Source organism: Streptomyces ochraceiscleroticus, from assembly GCF_000720485.1.
In the GTDB taxonomy this organism is placed as follows: domain Bacteria; phylum Actinomycetota; class Actinomycetes; order Streptomycetales; family Streptomycetaceae; genus Streptomyces; species Streptomyces ochraceiscleroticus.
This window is the reverse complement of the sequence record NZ_JOAX01000038.1, coordinates 1-16515: the sequence shown is the minus strand read 5'-3', so window position 1 is coordinate 16515 and position 16515 is coordinate 1. Positions and strand designations below refer to the sequence as shown.

14 protein-coding genes are annotated in these 16515 nt (G+C 72.7%); 3 read left to right on the top strand and 11 right to left on the bottom strand.

Features of this window, described 5'->3' with window-relative positions:
* Positions 1–16: 16 nt before the first annotated feature.
* The 6 genes from IG84_RS0133540 to IG84_RS0133515 form a co-directional block, all read right to left on the bottom strand.
* Entirely contained in the window at positions 17–2713 is a 2697-nt protein-coding gene (locus tag IG84_RS0133540) for a SpoIIE family protein phosphatase (RefSeq protein WP_245659694.1), read from the bottom strand.
* A 291-nt stretch (positions 2714–3004) separates the two neighbouring features.
* Positions 3005–3400 (bottom strand): ATP-binding protein, encoded by a 396-nt coding sequence (locus IG84_RS0133535; protein ID WP_031065875.1) that lies wholly within the window; start codon positions 3398–3400, stop codon positions 3005–3007.
* Between the two features lie 200 nt (positions 3401–3600).
* Positions 3601–4011: a (deoxy)nucleoside triphosphate pyrophosphohydrolase gene (locus tag IG84_RS0133530; protein WP_031065872.1), complete on the bottom strand. Its 411-nt coding sequence runs from the start codon at positions 4009–4011 to the stop codon at positions 3601–3603.
* A gap of 97 nt (positions 4012–4108) precedes the next feature.
* Positions 4109–4288: an SPOR domain-containing protein gene (locus IG84_RS0133525; RefSeq protein WP_031065870.1), complete on the bottom strand. Its 180-nt coding sequence runs from the start codon at positions 4286–4288 to the stop codon at positions 4109–4111.
* 268 nt (positions 4289–4556) lie between these two features.
* Complete coding sequence (locus IG84_RS0133520) at positions 4557–6248, bottom strand: APC family permease (RefSeq protein ID WP_031065866.1); 1692 nt, start codon at positions 6246–6248, stop codon at positions 4557–4559.
* Positions 6249–6574: 326 nt separating this feature from the next.
* Positions 6575–7327 (bottom strand): GntR family transcriptional regulator, encoded by a 753-nt coding sequence (locus IG84_RS0133515; protein WP_031065863.1) that lies wholly within the window; start codon positions 7325–7327, stop codon positions 6575–6577.
* 348 nt (positions 7328–7675) lie between these two features.
* Here IG84_RS0133515 and IG84_RS0133510 point away from each other — a divergent pair, with 348 nt between their 5' ends.
* A complete protein-coding gene (locus IG84_RS0133510; RefSeq protein ID WP_037801168.1) occupies positions 7676–8443 on the top strand; it encodes a PIG-L deacetylase family protein in 768 nt (255 codons plus the stop codon).
* 30 nt (positions 8444–8473) lie between these two features.
* Here IG84_RS0133510 and IG84_RS38405 read toward each other — a convergent pair whose 3' ends face one another.
* From IG84_RS38405 to IG84_RS0133490, 4 genes are all read right to left on the bottom strand, one after another.
* Positions 8474–9889: an amidohydrolase family protein gene (locus tag IG84_RS38405; protein WP_031065858.1), complete on the bottom strand. Its 1416-nt coding sequence runs from the start codon at positions 9887–9889 to the stop codon at positions 8474–8476.
* 101 nt (positions 9890–9990) lie between these two features.
* Entirely contained in the window at positions 9991–10821 is an 831-nt protein-coding gene (locus IG84_RS0133500; RefSeq protein WP_051862764.1) for an alpha/beta hydrolase fold domain-containing protein, read from the bottom strand.
* Positions 10822–10829: 8 nt separating this feature from the next.
* Complete coding sequence (locus IG84_RS0133495; protein WP_063761899.1) at positions 10830–11789, bottom strand: alpha/beta fold hydrolase; 960 nt, start codon at positions 11787–11789, stop codon at positions 10830–10832.
* Positions 11786–13378: a flavin-containing monooxygenase gene (locus tag IG84_RS0133490; RefSeq protein WP_078649734.1), complete on the bottom strand. Its 1593-nt coding sequence runs from the start codon at positions 13376–13378 to the stop codon at positions 11786–11788. Before IG84_RS0133490 ends, IG84_RS0133495 begins: the two co-directional genes overlap by 4 nt.
* A gap of 105 nt (positions 13379–13483) precedes the next feature.
* On the opposite strand from IG84_RS0133490, the gene IG84_RS0133485 reads away from it, so the two are divergent.
* Complete coding sequence (locus IG84_RS0133485; RefSeq protein WP_031065844.1) at positions 13484–14527, top strand: AraC family transcriptional regulator; 1044 nt, start codon at positions 13484–13486, stop codon at positions 14525–14527.
* A gap of 135 nt (positions 14528–14662) precedes the next feature.
* On the top strand, positions 14663–15520 hold the full coding sequence (locus tag IG84_RS0133480) for an SDR family NAD(P)-dependent oxidoreductase (protein WP_031065840.1): 858 nt from the start codon (positions 14663–14665) through the stop codon (positions 15518–15520).
* A 69-nt stretch (positions 15521–15589) separates the two neighbouring features.
* Here IG84_RS0133480 and IG84_RS0133475 read toward each other — a convergent pair whose 3' ends face one another.
* On the bottom strand, positions 15590–16261 hold the full coding sequence (locus IG84_RS0133475) for an MOSC domain-containing protein (RefSeq protein ID WP_031065837.1): 672 nt from the start codon (positions 16259–16261) through the stop codon (positions 15590–15592).
* Between the last annotated feature and the right edge of the window lie 254 nt (positions 16262–16515).

Sequence of the window (16515 nt, the reverse complement as noted above, 5' to 3'; positions counted from 1 at the left end):
CTCAGAAGAGGTCCGGTCAGAAGAGGTCCAGCAGCGCATCCGCCGGATCCACCGGCTCCGTGTCGCCGTCGGGCAGGTCCAGTTCGAACCAGACGGTCTTGCCCCGCGGCGTACGCCGGCTGCCCCAGCCCCTGCTGAGGAGGCCGACGAGCTGGAGACCGCGGCCGCCCTCGTCGGTGTCCCGCGCGCGCCGCCGCCGCGGCTGCGCGAGGTCCGCGTCCCAGACCTCGCAGACCAGCGTGCGGTCCAGCAGCAGCCGCAGCCGGATGTCGCCGTGGCCGTGCCGCAGGGCGTTGGTGACCAGCTCACTGACCAGCAGTTCGGTGGTGTCGACGAGGGGCTCCAGGCCCCAGTCGGTGAGCTGGTCGCGGGCCAGTTCGCGGGCGCGGGCGACCGAGCGGGCCTCGGGGGCGAGGTTCCAGTCGCCGACCGCGTCCTTCGGGAGGCCGTGCACCCGGGCCATCAGCAGGGCGATGTCGTCCTCGCCGTGCCGGGTGTCCAGCGCGGACAGTACGTGGTCGCAGGCGTCCTCCAGCGGGCGGCCGGCCGCCGACAGGGCCGTACGGAACGCCTGCAGGCCCTCGTCCAGCGGATGGTCCCGGGACTCGACCAGACCGTCGGTGTACAGGGCGAGCAGCGCGCCGTCCGGCAGCTCGACCTCGGTCTCCTCGAAGGGCTCGCCGCCGACGCCCAGCGGCATGCCGGGCGGGACGTCGAGGAGCAGGGCGTCCTCGCCCTCCTCGACCAGGACGGGCGGCAGATGGCCGGCGTTGGCGAACGTACATCGCCGGGTGACCGGGTCGTAGACGGCGTACACGCAGGTGGCGAGGTAGACCTCGGAGAGGTCGGCGGCGCGGTCGGTGCGCCGCGAGCCCGCGTGCACACCCTCCTCCGCGCCGGTCTCCGCGCCCGTAGCCGTACTTCCGTACCCGCCCGCTGCCGGCCCGGCGCCCCCCGCCGCTCCGCGCCCCCGCGGGCCCGAGCGTCCCTCGCTGCCCGTGGCACCCAGCCCGCGCGCGATCTCGTCGAGCGCCGAGAGCACCTCGGCCGGCTCCAGGTCCAGCAGGGCCAACGTCCGTACCGCCGTGCGCAGTTCGCCCATGGCGACGGCTGCGCGCAGCCCGCGGCCCATGACGTCGCCGACGACCAGCGCCGTGCGGTGGCCGGGCAGCTCGATGACGTCGAACCAGTCGCCGCCGACCTCCGTCGCGGTCGTACCGGGCAGATAGCGGCAGGCGATGTCCAGGCCCGCCGCCTCGGGGTCGCCGGGGGGCAGCAGGCTGCGCTGGAGGATCAGCGCGCGCTCGTGCTCGCGGCGGTACAGCCGGGCGTTGTCGATGCAGACGGCGGCGCGCGCCGCCAGCTCCACGGCGAGCGCGGTGTCCCGCTCGCCGAAGGACTCGCTGCCCTTCGTACGGGAGAACTGCACCAGGCCGACGACGGTGTCGCGGGCGACCATCGGCACGGCGAGGGTGGAGTGCACCACGGCGCCGAGCTCGGGCCGCTCGTCGTCCGTCTGCCGCCCCGGCATGATCTGCGCCTGGGCCGTACGGAGGGCGCCCGCGCAAGGGGAGTTGAAGGGGAAGCGGTGCACCGCGCCGACCGCGACCGGCGTGCCGTCGTCCTCCGCCGCGTCACCGCCCGGGGCGCTGCCGCCGCTGCCGCCCTCCGGGAGCGGCCCGTCGGACACGGCGCTGGCGAAGGCGACCCGGCGCAGCTCGGCGCTGCCGTCGGTCATGCCGGGCGGCGCCTCGTCCCCGGCCAGCAGTCCTTGGTACAGGTCGACCGAGGCCAGGTCGCAGAACTGCGGCACGGCGACGTCGAGGAGAGTGCGGGCCGTGGTCTCCAGGTCCAGCGAATTGCCTATGCGCGCCCCCGCTTCGTTCAACAGCGCCAGATTGCGGCGGGCGTTGGCGGCCTCCCGCTCGGCGCGGCGGCGGCCCGTGACGTCCTGGGCGAGCGCCGCGACGCCGATGGGGCGCCCGCTGGCGCTGTGCAGCCGGTACAGCGACACCGACCAGCGGCGGCGTTCGTTCGTGCCGTGCGGGGTGCCCACGAGCTGCATCTCGGCGACCGGGTCGCCGGTCTCCAGGACCCGGCGCAGCGCGGCGTTGAGCCGGTCGGCCTCGGGGCGGGGCAGGTACTCCTCGGGCGCCGCGCCGCTGAACCTGCTCGGCGGGCCGCCGAAGACGGTGGCGAAGCGCTCGTTGACCCGACGCAGCCTCAGGTCCGTGCCGAAGAGCATGAATCCGATCGGGGACTGTCCGAAAACCGCCTGCGCGGCGGCGAGATCGGTCTCGATGCCGCGCAGCGCCCGTACGTCCACGACGAGGCAGACCGCGGCCCGTTCACCCGTGCCGGTCTCGGACGGCATGACATAGATCTCGGCGAGGCCGTCGACAGGGGCTTCCGGGCCCGTGCGGTAGGGCACCAGGCCGGTCCACTCGCGGCCGTCGAGGATCTCGCTGACCGTGCGGTGCCCGGCCTCGCGCAGCTCGCGCGGGACGAACGCCTCCACGGGATCCTGGCCGATCGCGTCCTTGGCGGGGATGCCGAGCATGTCTGCGGCGCGGCGGCTCCACTGCTCGATGCGGCCGTCGGGCCCGAGGGCGAAGGAGGCGACGCGGATGTAGTCGTAGATCGATCCGGGCGCGCTGCTCTGCCAGACGGGCGGGCCGTCCGGTACGTCCATCCGGCCCGACCCATCCCTCATCGCAGGGTGTTCCTCACCCGCTGACATCTCGCTCACGAGCCCCGTCCCCTCCAGCTCATCGTGCCCGGACCGGACAGGCCGAGTATCCAGCAACACGGCTATCCGGAACACGGTCTTCACGATCACAGCACAGTCTCGATCGCAGGTCATCGACGAGGTCTCGATGAATCTGCAACGATCGTGACGTCACCCAGACTCATAACCAGCCACGGTGCGCTCCAACCTCCCCACCAGGCACGAAGCAGTGTTTTCTGCGCGACGACCACATGGGGCGCGATCGTCCGGGGGGCGTCAGCCGGTTTCGGCGAGCTCGAACCACACCGTCTTGCCGCTCCTGCCCCGTCGGGTGCCCCAGCGGCGGGCACTGCATGCCACGAGCTGCAGCCCGCGGCCGCCCTCGTCGTCGGGCGCGGCCGTGCGCTCGCGGGGCGGGTCGGGGAGCGGGTCGGACACCTCGACGAGGAGGTCGCCGCCGCGCAGCCGGACGATCCGTACGCCGATCGGCCCGCTGGCGTACCGCAGGGAGTTGGTCACCAGCTCGCTGACCAGGAGGACGGCCACGTCCACCGCCGGCTCCATGTCCCAGTCGTGCAGCGTCTCGCGGACCATGGCACGGGCCGTACGGACCACGCCCGGCTCGGCGGGGAAGCTCCACTCGGCGATCGGAGGGACCGCGGCCGTGCCCAGCCGGCGGGCCTGCGACGCAGGAGACCCCGGGGGCCCTGCCGCTGCGCTGTCGCTCACGCCGATCACTTCCCCAGCCCGATGCTCCCCCGGCGGTTTTGTACATTTTGAGGGGGGTTAATCAGCACATACCCGATATCAGGGTTCGGTTATCGCCCCAAGAGGGTCAACCAGGTGCATCGTGGCGCGAACGGCGTAGCCCGTCAGCCGAGCGCCCCCTGCTTCACCAGCCGGGTCATCGCCTCGGCGACGGCCGGCCGGTCCTGGTCCAGCCAGTCCACCGTGTCCTCGTCGCCCGGCGGCAGCCAGCGCAGCGCATCGTGGTCCTGCAGCGGCCGCGGCGTCCCGGAGACCAGCCGTACGGTCCACACCTGGAGCACCAGTCCGGGTTTCAGCGGCCACTCCCCCGGGATGCGCGCCAGCGGCTCGACCGCGACGCCCAGTTCCTCGCGCAGCTCCCGTACGAGCGCCTGCTCGGGCGTCTCGCCGTCCTCGACCTTGCCGCCGGGCAGCTCCCAGCGCCCGGCCAGCTCCGGCGGCGCGCTGCGCCGCGCGGCCAGCAACCGCCCGCGGTCCAGCACCGCTCCGCCCACCACCACGCGCACCGCACTCATACGCGGCAGCCTATGCGGCCGCCGCTCCCCGTTTCGTCGTCCCTGTCCGCCTCGCCCTTCCCGCGCCGGTCCCGGCCGGTCCCGCCGCCCGCGACCGTCAGGCCGTGGCGCGGTCGACGCGCTCGACCACGTAGAGCCGCTCGTGGGCACGGGCACCGAGCCGGTCGGCGACCTGCTCCGCTTCCGTGCGGGTGGCGTACCGGCCGACGCGGTAGCGGTTGCCGTTGTCGTCCTCGCGGATGACCAGCCACGGCAGTACGGCGCCACTGTCGGTCATCGCGCTCCTCCGTCCGCCGTCCGGCGCGCCGTGGCGCGCCCGTCCTGCACTAACACCGAAAACCCGATCCGCATATGCCCGAGCCTACGCCCGACCTTCACGCACCGGATACGTCTTTGCACAAAGAGGCACCGAACCGGCCATGTCACCGTCCACATCCGTTGCCGCACGTCACTCGTACCGCTGACGGGCCGGCAGGCGGGCCCGGAAACGGCGGCCGCCCGGCACCGAGAAGGTGCCGGGCGGCCGGACGTGTGCGGGTGGCGGGTCAGACGCGGGCGTCGACCTTGTCGGCCGGGTCCCGGCCCTCGTCGCCACCGTCGGTGACCTCGTCCCGCTCGGCGGCGGCGCGCGCCTCGGCCTCGGCCTCGACGAGCGAGGGGTTGCGCCAGGAGCTGCGCACGCCCCAGTAGTAGAAGGCCAGCGCGAGCACCACGACGACCGCGAGGTCCACGCCCTGCGGGATGAAGCCGCGGCCGCCGAACTCCGTGCCGCCGCAGTACGAGACCGCGGCCATGACCAGCAGGTACGCGACCATCCAGGCCCCGGCCTTCAGGTGCGGCTTCAGCTCGACCCAGGGCTTGCGCAGCTCGTACCAGGCCCAGACCGGCAGGCCCACGGCCATGATCAGGATGACCTTGCCGGTGAGCGGCCAGCGGCCCCAGTACAGGACGAGCGAGCCGAAGACCATGGCGATCGGGGCGATGACGGGCATCGCACGGAGCTGCACCGGGCGCTTGAGGTCCGGCGAGAGGCGGCGCAGCGACATCACGGCGACCGGGCCGGTGATGTAGGAGATGACCGTCGCGATGGAGACGATCTCGGCGAGCGAGCCCCAGCCGCGGAAGACCGCGAGGAAGAGGAACGCGATGACCAGGTTGAGGACCAGGGCCGGGCGCGGCACGCCGGTCTTCTTGTCGACGCGGCCGAAGATGCCGGGCAGGTGGCCGTTCTCCTGCACGCCGTGGATCATGCGCGAGGTGGTGGCGGCGTAGATCATGCCGGTGCCGGACGGGGAGATGAAGGCGTCCGCGTACAGCAGCATCGCCAGCCAGTTCAGGCCCCAGGCGAGCGAGAGGTCGGCCAGCGGGGAGTTGAAGCCGAGCCCGGCCCAGCTGCCGGCCTTGGTCAGGTCGCCGTGCGGAACGCCCATGAGGAAGGCGACCTGCAGCGCGAGGTAGATGACCAGCGCGATGACGATCGAGAGGATGACCGCCTTGGGCAGCGACTTGCCGGGGTTGCGCGCCTCGGCCGCCATGTTCAGCGGGGACTGGAAGCCGTTGTAGGCCCAGACGATGCCGGAGAGGGCGACGGCGGTGAAGACCGCGCTCCAGCCGTTCGGGGCGAAGCCGCCGAACTGCTTGACGTTGCTGGTGTCGAAGTGCGCCAGCATCAGCGCGCCCGCGGTCATGATCGGTACGACGACCTTGAAGACCGTGATCGCGGTGTTGGTCTTCGCGAACAGCGTGATCGCGAACCAGTTCAGGAAGAAGTAGAAGACCAGCAGCACGCTGGCGCAGGCGACGCCGGAGCCGGTGAGCTCCTTGCCGTCGTACAGGCCCTGCGCCCAGCCGAAGTCCCACGAGCTCATGTACTGGACGGACGCGGTGGCCTCACCGGGGATGACCGAGACGATCGCGATCCAGTTGGCCCAGGCGGCGAGGTAGCCGGCCAGCGAGCCGTGCGAGTACTGGCCGTACCGGACCATGCCGCCGGCCTTGGGGAACATCGCGCCCAGCTCGCTGTAGGTGAGCGCGATGGTGAGGGCGACGACGGCGCCGATGACCCAGGCCAGGATGGCGGCAGGACCGGCGATGGCGGCGGCGCGCTCGGCTCCGAACAGCCAGCCGGAGCCGATGATCGACCCGAGTCCCGTGGCCGTCAGGGCGATGGTCCCGAGGGACCTGCGGTAGTTCGAGTGGGAGCCCTGCTCCGCGCTCGAGGTCTTCGGCGTGCTCAACGTGCTTGGTCTCCTGATCTTCCCCCACGGCCGTGCACAAACTTCGCCATCGTAAGAGCGAAACGGAAGATCGGAATCCAAGGTTCGGTCAAATGCCCCTGTTCACTTGGGTGGTGTGAGTTTTTCAACATCGCAAAGTGGGCGACAAATGCGGACATTGACGGGCGTTATGGGGTGCTGACCTGGTGGTTACGCACCAGTACGGACGGTGCTGTGCCGACGTCAGTCACCAGCCCCCACGAGGCACTTCGCTACCGGGAACGGCGCCACGCCACCGGTTCCCGCATCAACCCCTTCAGGCGGCCATCTCACCGGCCGCTTCAGGATCACTTCACCGGCAGGTGGTACGCGATCCGGTGCCGGTCGGCGAGCATGACCACATCGGCGGTCTCCACGGGCCGGCCGCCCGCGTAATACGTCCGCGAGATGACCAGTACGGAATGGCCGGGCACGCCGCCCAGCACCATCGCCTCCTCGGCCAGCCCCGGCCGGGCCCCGACCTCCTCGACGACGTTGTCGACGATCACGTCGATGGCGGCCATCCGCTCGACCACGCCGCGCCCGGCCAGCGGTCCCTCCTCGGGCAGCATCACGGGCGTCCGGCCCGTCACCTCCAGTGGCTCCCAGGAGGTGGAGAGCATCACCGGCTCGCCCTCGGTGCGGAAGAGGTAGTGGGTGCGCATGACCCGCTCGCCCGGCCTGATGCGCAGCCGGTCCGCGATCGCCTCGCTCGCCTCGTCCTGCTCGCTGCTGGACTCCCAGGTGCCCTTGACCTTCTCGTCCGACTGCTCCTGGCGGAACGGTGTCGCGCCGGCGCCGGTACGGAATCCGGCGCGGGCGATGCGGCGCTGGGCGGGGCGCTCGCGGACGTACGTCCCCGATCCCGAGCGGCCCTCCACCAGCCCTTCGGCCATCAGGACCTTGCGCGCCTCCAGCGCGACCGTGTCCGAAACTCCGTACTCCTCGCGGATGCGGGCTTGCGAGGGGAGGCGGGTGTGCGGCGGCAGCACGCCGTCGACGATCTTCTGACGCAGGTCACCGGCGACGCGGAGGTACGCGGGCTGCTCACCGAAAGGCACATGCCCTCCCAAGGGCTTGACAGTCAGCAACAGCGTGGCAACCCACCGTTGCCACCCGCAAGCCTGGGCCACTTATTCACCCGATGTGATGACATGCAGCTCAGCAGGCACAGTGGCGGGGTCACTCGCGCGCCCGGCGCGCGCCACGGCCGCGCGCCGGCGCCTCCCGGGAGTCCCTGGAACCGCCCGCAGGCCCCCGCGACCGTCGAGGATCAGCCGTTTCCGACCGCCCCGTTTCCGCCATGCCCGGCCGCCGCACCGTGGCATGCTCGAAGCAGGCGTACGCCGTCCGCCGGGTACGCCGCGCAGGGACGCGCCGCGTAGCGCCGCCCCGGGAAGGAGCCCCTCGTGCCCGCACCCGACCCCACGGCCCCCGGCCCTGCCGGCCTCACTCCGCTGCCCGACGACTGGCAGCGCGCGCTGGCGATCGTCGCCCACCCCGACGACCTCGAATACGGCGCCGCCGCCGCGGTCGCCGAGTGGACCGACGCCGGCCGCGAGGTCACGTATCTGCTGGTCACCCACGGAGAGGCGGGCATCGACGGGCTCGTCCCCGAGGAGTGCGCGGTGATCCGGGAGGCCGAGCAGCGGGCGAGCGCGGCGGCGGTCGGCGTGCAGAACGTGGAGTTCCTGCACCATCCGGACGGCGTCATCGAGGCCGGGCTGCCGCTCCGCCGCGACCTGTCGGCCGCCGTCCGGCGGCACCGCCCGGAGCTGCTGATCACCCTCAACCACCACGACACCTGGGGCGGCGTGCACTGGAACACGCCCGACCACCGGGTGGTCGGGCGGGCCGTCCTGGACGCGGCGGGCGACGCGGGCAACCGCTGGATCTTCCCCGAGCTGCTCAAGGAGTACGGGCTCGCGCCCTGGAACGGCGTGCGCCGGGTGGCGGTCGCCGGCTCGCCGCACCCCACGCACGCCGTCGAGGTCGGCCCCGGCATCGAGCGCGCCATCGCCTCGCTCGCCGAGCACCGCTCGTACATCGAAGGCCTGAACGGCGGGGCCCAGGACCCGCTGGCCTACGCCCGCGGCTTCATCGAGCAGATGCTCCAGATGGGGGGCGAACGCCACCGCGGCCTCCCGGCGGTCACCTTCGAGGTCTTCCCCCGCTGAGCGCCGCCCCGCAGCCACTCACCGGGGCTGCTACGCCGCGGCCCGGACGTGCGCGGCCGCGCGCTCCGCCTCCCGTACGGCCTCCTCCGTGTCGACGCCTGCCAGCTCCCCGTCCGCCTTGCGCAGCAGGCCGTCGACGAAGACGTACGAGACGTTCGGCGGCTGGCCGTTCAGGACGATCTGGCTGATCCAGTCGAAGCGGGGCGCGAAGTTGAGCGTGCCGGGGTCCAGGACGAGGACGTCGGCGCGCTTGCCGGGCGTCAGGGAGCCGATCCGGTCGGCCATTCCGATGCACTCGGCCCCGCCCAGCGTCGCCATCCGCAGCACGGCCGGGAGGGTGGGGTGGATCTCCGCGTCCTCGTGCAGCGCGCGCTGGAGCCCGACCGCGGCCTTCATCACGTTGAACATGTCCGAGGTGTCGTTGGTGCCGCCGTCGTGGCCGAGCCCGGCCTTGATGCCGCGCCGGTGCATGGCGGGCAGCGGCATGATCCCGGAGGCCAGCCGCATGTTGCTGAGCGGGCAGTGCGCCACCCGCACGTCGTGCTCTGCGGTCAGCGCGATCTCGTCGTCGGTGAGGTGGATCGCGTGGTTCATCAGCAGTCCGGGCCCGAAGGCGCCGGCCTCGCGGAGCGAGCGGATCGGGTCGTCCGTGCGATCGTCGCGGTGCTCCAGTACATGCGAGTTGAGCATGACGCCCAGGTCATGCGCGACCTCCCGGAAGCGGCGCAGCTCCGGTACCGCCTCCATGCCCGCGTGCACGGACACCTGCGCGGAGGCGAGCGGCAGCGGATCCAGCAGCTCCTTCTTGACCCGCGGTATGAGGTCGATCGCGTCGGCGCTCTGCGTCATCGCGTACACGAAGCGCAGCCCCGTGTCGTCCAGCGCCCGGACGTACTGCTCACTGGTGTCGTACGGGATGCCGTGCACCCAGTCGACGACGGTGGTGACGCCGGCCTGCAGGGCGTCCAGGGCGGCGAGGCGCACGAAGCGGTACATGTCCGCGGCGTCGATCTTCGGGAGGGTGGCGCGGTTGCAGGCGGCCAGCCAGCCGTTCAGGTCCTGGTCCGAGCAGCCGCCGCGGATGCTGGACTGCCAGAGGTGGTTGTGCAGGTCGACGAAGCCGGGGAGAACGAGCCTGCCGCGCGCGTCGATCACACGGGCGCCCGCCGGCGCGGTCAGCCCGGGGCCCACCGCGGCCAGCCGTCCGCCGCGCATCAGTACGTCCGCGTGCTCCAGGGTGCCCAGCTCGCCGTCCCCCACCTCCGGGTCCATGGTGAGGACGAGGTCGGCGCCGCGGAGCAGGGTGGCGCGGTCGCCGTCACCGGGGCCGGGCGGCGCCTCCTGGCGTGGCGCCGCGCCGGCGATGCCCGCGGCCAGGGGCACGCTGCCGAGGCCGGCGAGGACCGTTCTTCGGGTCAGTTCCGGCGTCCGTTTCGGAAGAGTCATTCCGTTGTTGTACCGCGGGTAACACGCCGCCCCGAGAGGCGACTTCAGGCCAACTGACTCTCTGTCAGTTACGCCGACCGCGGGCTCAACTCTTCGTAGGATCAACCCACTTGGCGAGTCACTGGGTCGCCGAGCAGGCGGCGGACCCGGGGCAGAGATCTCCGCGCTTCGGGGGTCCACACCGCGCTCACGTAGACGTGGCCCGCCTCCGGCTCATACGTGTACGTGCCGCCGTTGCCGGCCGCCGCCAGCCGGTCCGCCAGCAGCCGCGCGTCGGCGGCGAAGAGGTCCCGGCCGCCTTGGAAGACGTGCACCGGCGGCAGCCCGGCCACATCCGCGAACCGCGGGCTGAGCAGCGGGTCGCGCGGATCGGCGCCGTGCGCCCACAGCCGCCCCGCCTCGATCAGGTCATCGGTACGGAGCAACGGGTCGAGCGGTTCGAGGGACGGCAGCGCGGGGTGCGACATCGTGAGGTCCAGCCAGGGCGAGAACAGCAGCACCTGGCGCGGCGGGGGCAGGCCCGCGTCCCGGTACGCGACGGCCTGGCCGAGCGCGAGCCCGCCGCCGGCCGAGTCGCCGCCGAGTGTGACGTTCCCGGACCCCGCCTCGGCGCACAGCGCGTCGTAGACCGTACGCAGCAGGGCGTACGCCGCGGGCGCGTCACCCTCGGGGGCGAGCCGGTACAGCGGCACGGTCAGGGTGACGCCGGTGCCCTTCGCGGCGTGCTGGAGGAGCCACCAGTGGGCGGTCTGCAGCGGGAAGGCGTACGCGCCGCCGTGCGTGTAGAGCAGGTGGCGGCCGGTGGCGCCGCGGCGCGGGGTGAGCCGCAGGACCGGGCGGCCGGCCACCGTCGAGCGCGTCACTTCGTAGCGGGCGCGCAGCGGGGCCGGTACCGGTGCGGCCCGGGCGGCCGGCGCGCACGTCCCCGCCATCGGTCACGTCATCCCTTCGCGGTGCCCCTCGCCGCCGCGTTCCCGGCGTCGTCCCCCACAGTGCCCTCCGCGGGGTCCGGAACATCCTTCGCGGGGCCCGCCACGCTGTCCAGGAACCCGGCCGCCAGCGCGGTGAATTCCGCCGCCCGTTCGATCTGGGGCATATGCCCGGTGGCGGGAAAGAGGTGGCTGCGGGCGTGCGGCAGCGCGGCGACCGCGGCGTGGAAGTGCGCGACCGGCAGCACCGCGTCCGCGTCGCCCCAGACGACGAGCGTGGGCACGCGGGCCGCCGCGGTCCGCGCGAGGAGGGCGCGGCGCCAGCCGGGGTACGAGCCGAGGACCGGCACGCCCAGGCTCAGCATCGTGGCCACGAAGGTGGCGCGGAAGTCGGGCTGCCGGCCGACCAGCCCGGCGTGCCGGATCAGCTCCTCCGTCGCGTGCCGCGGGTCGTGGAACAGATCGCGGTTGACCTGGACACCGGCCTCCCGGGCCCGCCCCCGGAACCGCTTCCCGACGCCGGGCAGCGCCGCCAGTGCGGCGTACCCCATGGAGCTCAGCGAGAGGTTGGCCTCGCGGCCGAAGCCGGCGCTGTTGGCGAGGACGAGGGCCGCCACCCGGTCCGGGTACTCCGCCGCGACGGTCATGGCGACCGCGCCGCCGAGCGAGTTGCCCATCAGGTGGACGGGCCGCCGCTCCCCCAGCGCGTCCAGCACGCCCACCACGGCGCGCGCGAAGGAGGCGAGCCCGGCGCGGCCCTTCATCCGGCGGGTCAGGCCGAAGCCGGGCAGGTCGGTGCTGATGACCCGGTACCCGCGCGCCGCGAGCAGGTCGTGGGTGAGCTGCCAGTCCTCCAGGCTGCGCGCGATGCCGTGCAGCAGCACGACCGGCGGGCCGTCCGCGGCGCCGCTGACGCGTACGCGTACGGAATGGCCCGCGACGTCTACATATGTCGTGTCGGCGGCGGTCACTTGGCGGCCTCCGCCCGCGTGTGCGCCCGGTCCTGCCCCGGCACACCGGCCGGCGCGCGCTCCGGCTCGCGGCCCGGCACGTGCTGCCCGCCGCGCACGGCCGCGCGGGGCGTGGGCCTCAGCGTGCGCCGGAGGTTGGTCCGCATCGTCGTGGCGGCGTCCAGCACATAGTTCTGCCGTACCTTCCACGGCCCGCGGTCGCCCTGGCGCGGGAAGGCGTCGATGGAGCGCTTGACGTACCCGGCGGCGAGATCGAGCAGCGGCCGCTCGGCGAGCGGGCGGCCGGGCTCCGGCACCACCGCCGCGTAATCGTTCCGGTCCATGAAGTTCAGCACCTTGCACACCAGCCGCGAGGTGAGGTCGGCGCGGAGCGTCCAGGAGGCGTTGGTGTAGCCGATGCAGACGGCGAAGTTGGGCACGCCGGTCATCATCGCGCCGCGCCACACGAACTGCCGCGACAGCTCGACCGGCCGCCCGTCGATCTCCGGCGTGATCCCGCCGAAGGCCAGCAGTTGCAGCCCGGTGGCGGTGACGACGACGTCCGCTTCGAGCACCTTCCCCGACTTCAGCCGGATGCCCTCGGGCACGAAGGTGTCGATGTGATCGGTGACGACCTCGGCCCGGCCCGTCTTCAGCGCCTTGAAGAGGTCGGCGTCCGGCACCGCGCACAGCCGCTGGTCCCAGGGGTTGTACGAGGGCGTGAAGTGCTCCCGCACCGCCTGCTCGTCCTTCAGCATGCGGGTGTTCAGGCGGGTGAGCAGCTTGCGCGCGGCCTGCGGGCGCCGCCGGCAGAACTGGTAGAAGCCGATGCCGAAGAGGATGTTCTTCGTTCGCACGGCGCGGTGGGCCACGCCCGCGGGCAGCGCGCTCCGCACCTTGTCGGCGATCTTGTCGCGGCCCGGCACGGCGCTGATCCAGGTCGGCGTGCGCTGCAGCATGGTGACCCGATCGGCCTGTCCGGCCATCGCCGGCACCAGCGTCACGGCGGTGGCCCCGCTGCCGATGACGACCACGCGCTTGCCCTTGTAGTCCAGCTCCTCGGGCCAGAACTGCGGGTGGACGACCGTCCCGGCGAAGGAGTCGAGGCCGGGGAAGTCGGGCGCGTGCCCCCGGTCGTAGTTGTAGTACCCGGCGCAGGAGTACAGGAAGTCGCAGGTGAGGGTGGAGCGCACGGCCTCGCCCGTCGCCTCGTCGGTGCGCTCGAGGGTCAGCGTCCAGCGCGCCTCCCGCGTCGACCAGTCGGCGGAGAGCACCTTCGTGCGGTACCGGATGTGCCGGTCGATCCCGAATTCCGCCGCCGTCTCCTTGATGTACCGCAGGATCGTCGGGCCGTCCGCGATCGACTTGGCGTCCCGCCACGGTTTGAACGGATAGCCGAGCGTGAACATGTCGGAGTCCGAGCGGATTCCGGGGTAGCGGAACAGGTCCCAGGTGCCGCCCATGGAATCGCGCGCCTCCAGGATCGCGTACGAGCGTCCCGGGCACTCCGTCTGCAGCCGGTAGGCCGCGCCCACGCCGGACAGCCCGGCGCCGACGATCACGACATCGATGTGCTCGGTGTCCGGCCGCTGGCCGGCGGAAGTGGTCATGGCCCCAGTGTGCGCAATGGGGCCGGTGGGGTTCTTGACTTCACGCGACACGTATTTGACCCTGAACGACATGTCGGTGACCGGGTCCAGCCACAGGCTCCCCGCATGTCGGTGATCAGATCGGCGGGGCTGCGGGGCTTCCGCGCGACGGTCGCCGAGCTGGGCGGCGACGCCGAGGAATACGCCGCGGCCGCCGGCCTGCCCGTCGCCGCGCTCGACGCCGACGACCTCCTGGTCGACGACCAGGCCATGACGAAGGTGCTGGAGCTGGCCGCCGCCGGGCTGGACCGTCCCGACCTCGGGCTGCGCGTCGCGGCCCGGCAGGACTTCGGCATGCTCGGCGCGCTGGCCCTGGCCATCCAGCACTCCCCCACCGTCGCCGACGCGCTCGAATGCACCTCGCGCTACCTCTTCGTCCACGCGCAGGCCCTCAGCCTCACCCTCGAACCCGACCCGTACGACGCGCCGGGCATCGCCGCGCTCCGCTACGGCCCGCACCCCGGACTGCCGGCGCCCGTCCAGGGCACCGACCTGGGCCTCGGCTTCCTGCACCGCGCGATCCAGTTCCTCGTCGACGGCCCCTACGGGCTGCGCACCGTCGAGCTCCCGTACCGGCCCGCCGCCCCGCTCGCCACGTACGAGGAGTTCTTCGGCGTCCCTGTACGCGTCGGACGCCCCGCCGCCCTGCTCCGCGTACCGAAGAGCCTCGGCGACCGGCCGCTCGCGGGCGGCGACGAACACCTCCGGCGGCTCGCCCTGGCGTTCCTCGCCGAACAGGCACCGGACGAACGGGCCGATATCGTCCTCCGGGTCCGCGGCGCGGTGCAGCAGTCGCTGGGCACCACCCCGCCCGACATCGGCGCCGTGGCGCGGCTGCTCAGCGTCCACCCGCGCACGCTGCAGCGGCGGCTGCGCGACGAAGGCACGACGTACGCCGCGATCCTCGACGACGTACGCCGCCAGGCAGCGCGCCACTACCTCACGGGCACCGCCATCCCGATGACCCAGATCGCCGCCCTCCTCGGCCTCTCCGAACAGTCGGCCCTGAGCCGCTGCTGCCGACGGTGGTGGGGGACGTCGCCGACGGGGGTGCGGCGCGGGGAACGGCTTCCGGGTCTTCCGGACCCTCCGGAGGGGCGTACGAGCTGACTTCGGGCGCCGCGCGGCGGTGACCGGCTGTCGCGCAGAGACAAGCCTCTGTCGCGCAGGGTCAAGCCGCGGACGGCGCTTCAAGGGCAGACTGGGCGGCCGGAGATCACCGAAGCCCCTGACCGGAGGAGTCCCATGCCTGCCGCCGCCCTCTCCCCGTACCGTTTCGCCGGCGGTACCGCGGTCCTGACCGGCGCGGCCGGCGGCATGGGCGAGCAGCTTGCCTACGGCCTCGCGGCGCGCGGCAGCGGTCTCGTCCTCATCGACCGGGACGCCGACCGGCTGGCGGCGGTCGCCGGCAAGGTACGCGCCAACCACCCGCACCTGACCGTCGACACCCACATCGCCGACCTCTCCGACACCGACGGCCTGGACGCCCTCGTCGCGCGGATCACCGAGGCCTACCCCCGCATCACGCTTCTGATCAACAACGCCGGGGTGGCGCTCGGCGGCCGCTTCGAGCAGTTGACGGCCGAGGAGTTCGACTGGGTACAGGCCATCAACTTCCGCGCCCCGGTGGCCCTCACCCGCCTCTTCCTCCCGCACCTCCTGCGCTCCCCCGGCAGCCACATCGTCAACATCTCCAGCCTCTTCGGGCTGATCGCGCCGCCCGGCCAGTCGGCGTACGCCGCCAGCAAGTTCGCGCTGCGCGGCTTCAGCGAGGCGCTCCGCCACGAGCTCGCCGACCGCGCCACCGGAGTCACCACCGTCCACCCCGGCGGCATCCGCACCCGTATCGCCGAGAACGCGCGCGTGGCCGCCGCGGCCGACGCCGCCGAGTCCCGCGCGGGCAAGGAGAGCTTCGCCAAGCTGCTGACCTACCCGGCCGACAAGGCCGCCGAGCAGATCCTGGCGGGCATTCGCACCCGCCGGCCCCGGGTCCTGATCGCCGCCTCCGCCGTCGTCCCCGACGTGCTGGCCCGCCTCTTCCCCGCCTCGTACATGAGCGTCATGAACCGCCTCCGCCCGTCGATGGCGCGCCGCGGGCGGTAGCGCGGCGGACGGCCCACGGGCCTTTCGGCGGGAGCCGGGTACGGCCGGGGACCGGGTACGGCCGGGCCGTCAGCGGCTCCCGTACTTGGCGGCGTACTTCCTGGCGATCTCGAGCTGCTCGCGTTCCATCCACTCCGCGGCGACCAGCATGTCCGGCAGCGACTTCCGCTCGGTCGTCACGGCGCGGAACAGCCGCCCGACCGTGACCTCGTGATCCGGGCGGTCCACCACCTCGACCCGGTCGCCGGCGCGGAACTCGCCCGGCTCGATGACGCGCAGCATCGCCCCCGAGGAGCCCGCCTGCGTGAACCGCCGCAGCCAGCCCTTCTCGGCGAGCCGGCCCGCGAACGTACGGCACGGGATGCGGCCCCCCGTCACCTCCAGCACGACCTCGTCCCCGACCCGCCACCGCTCGCCGACCAGCGCCTCCCGCAGGTCCATCGCCACGGTGGTGAGGTTCTCCCCGAATGCGCCGTTGGTCAGCGGCCGCCCCAGCTCCCGCTCCCACGTGTCCAGGTCCTCCCGGGCGAACGCGTAGACGGCCCGGTCGTCGCCCCCGTGATAGCGCAGGTCGCAGACCGTGTCACCGGCCACCCCGCTCGCTCCGACCCCGGCCGGGCCCGGGGCCGTCACCCGCACCGGCCCGGTCACCGGCTGCTTGTCGATACCGGTCGTTCCGGACGGCGCGTCGGTGTACTCGACCGCCTTCGCCGCCCCGACATTCACACTGAGGATCTTCATAAACCGAATCTAGGCTGTGGCGGAACCACCGGGTCGTAATCGGGCGGCTCGCTGGTACGCCGCCACACGTACGCCGCCACACGGTTATCCACAGGCTTTGTACCCTCGATTGCAGCACTCATCCCGACTTGATAAATATGACTCCACTTACAACGACAGCCGTCCAGCCCGGCAGGGGGAGCCTGATGAAGTTCGACATGGGAGCGCAGACGCTGTCGACGCTGCAGTCGAAGTCGCGTGGGTCGAGTGAGGAT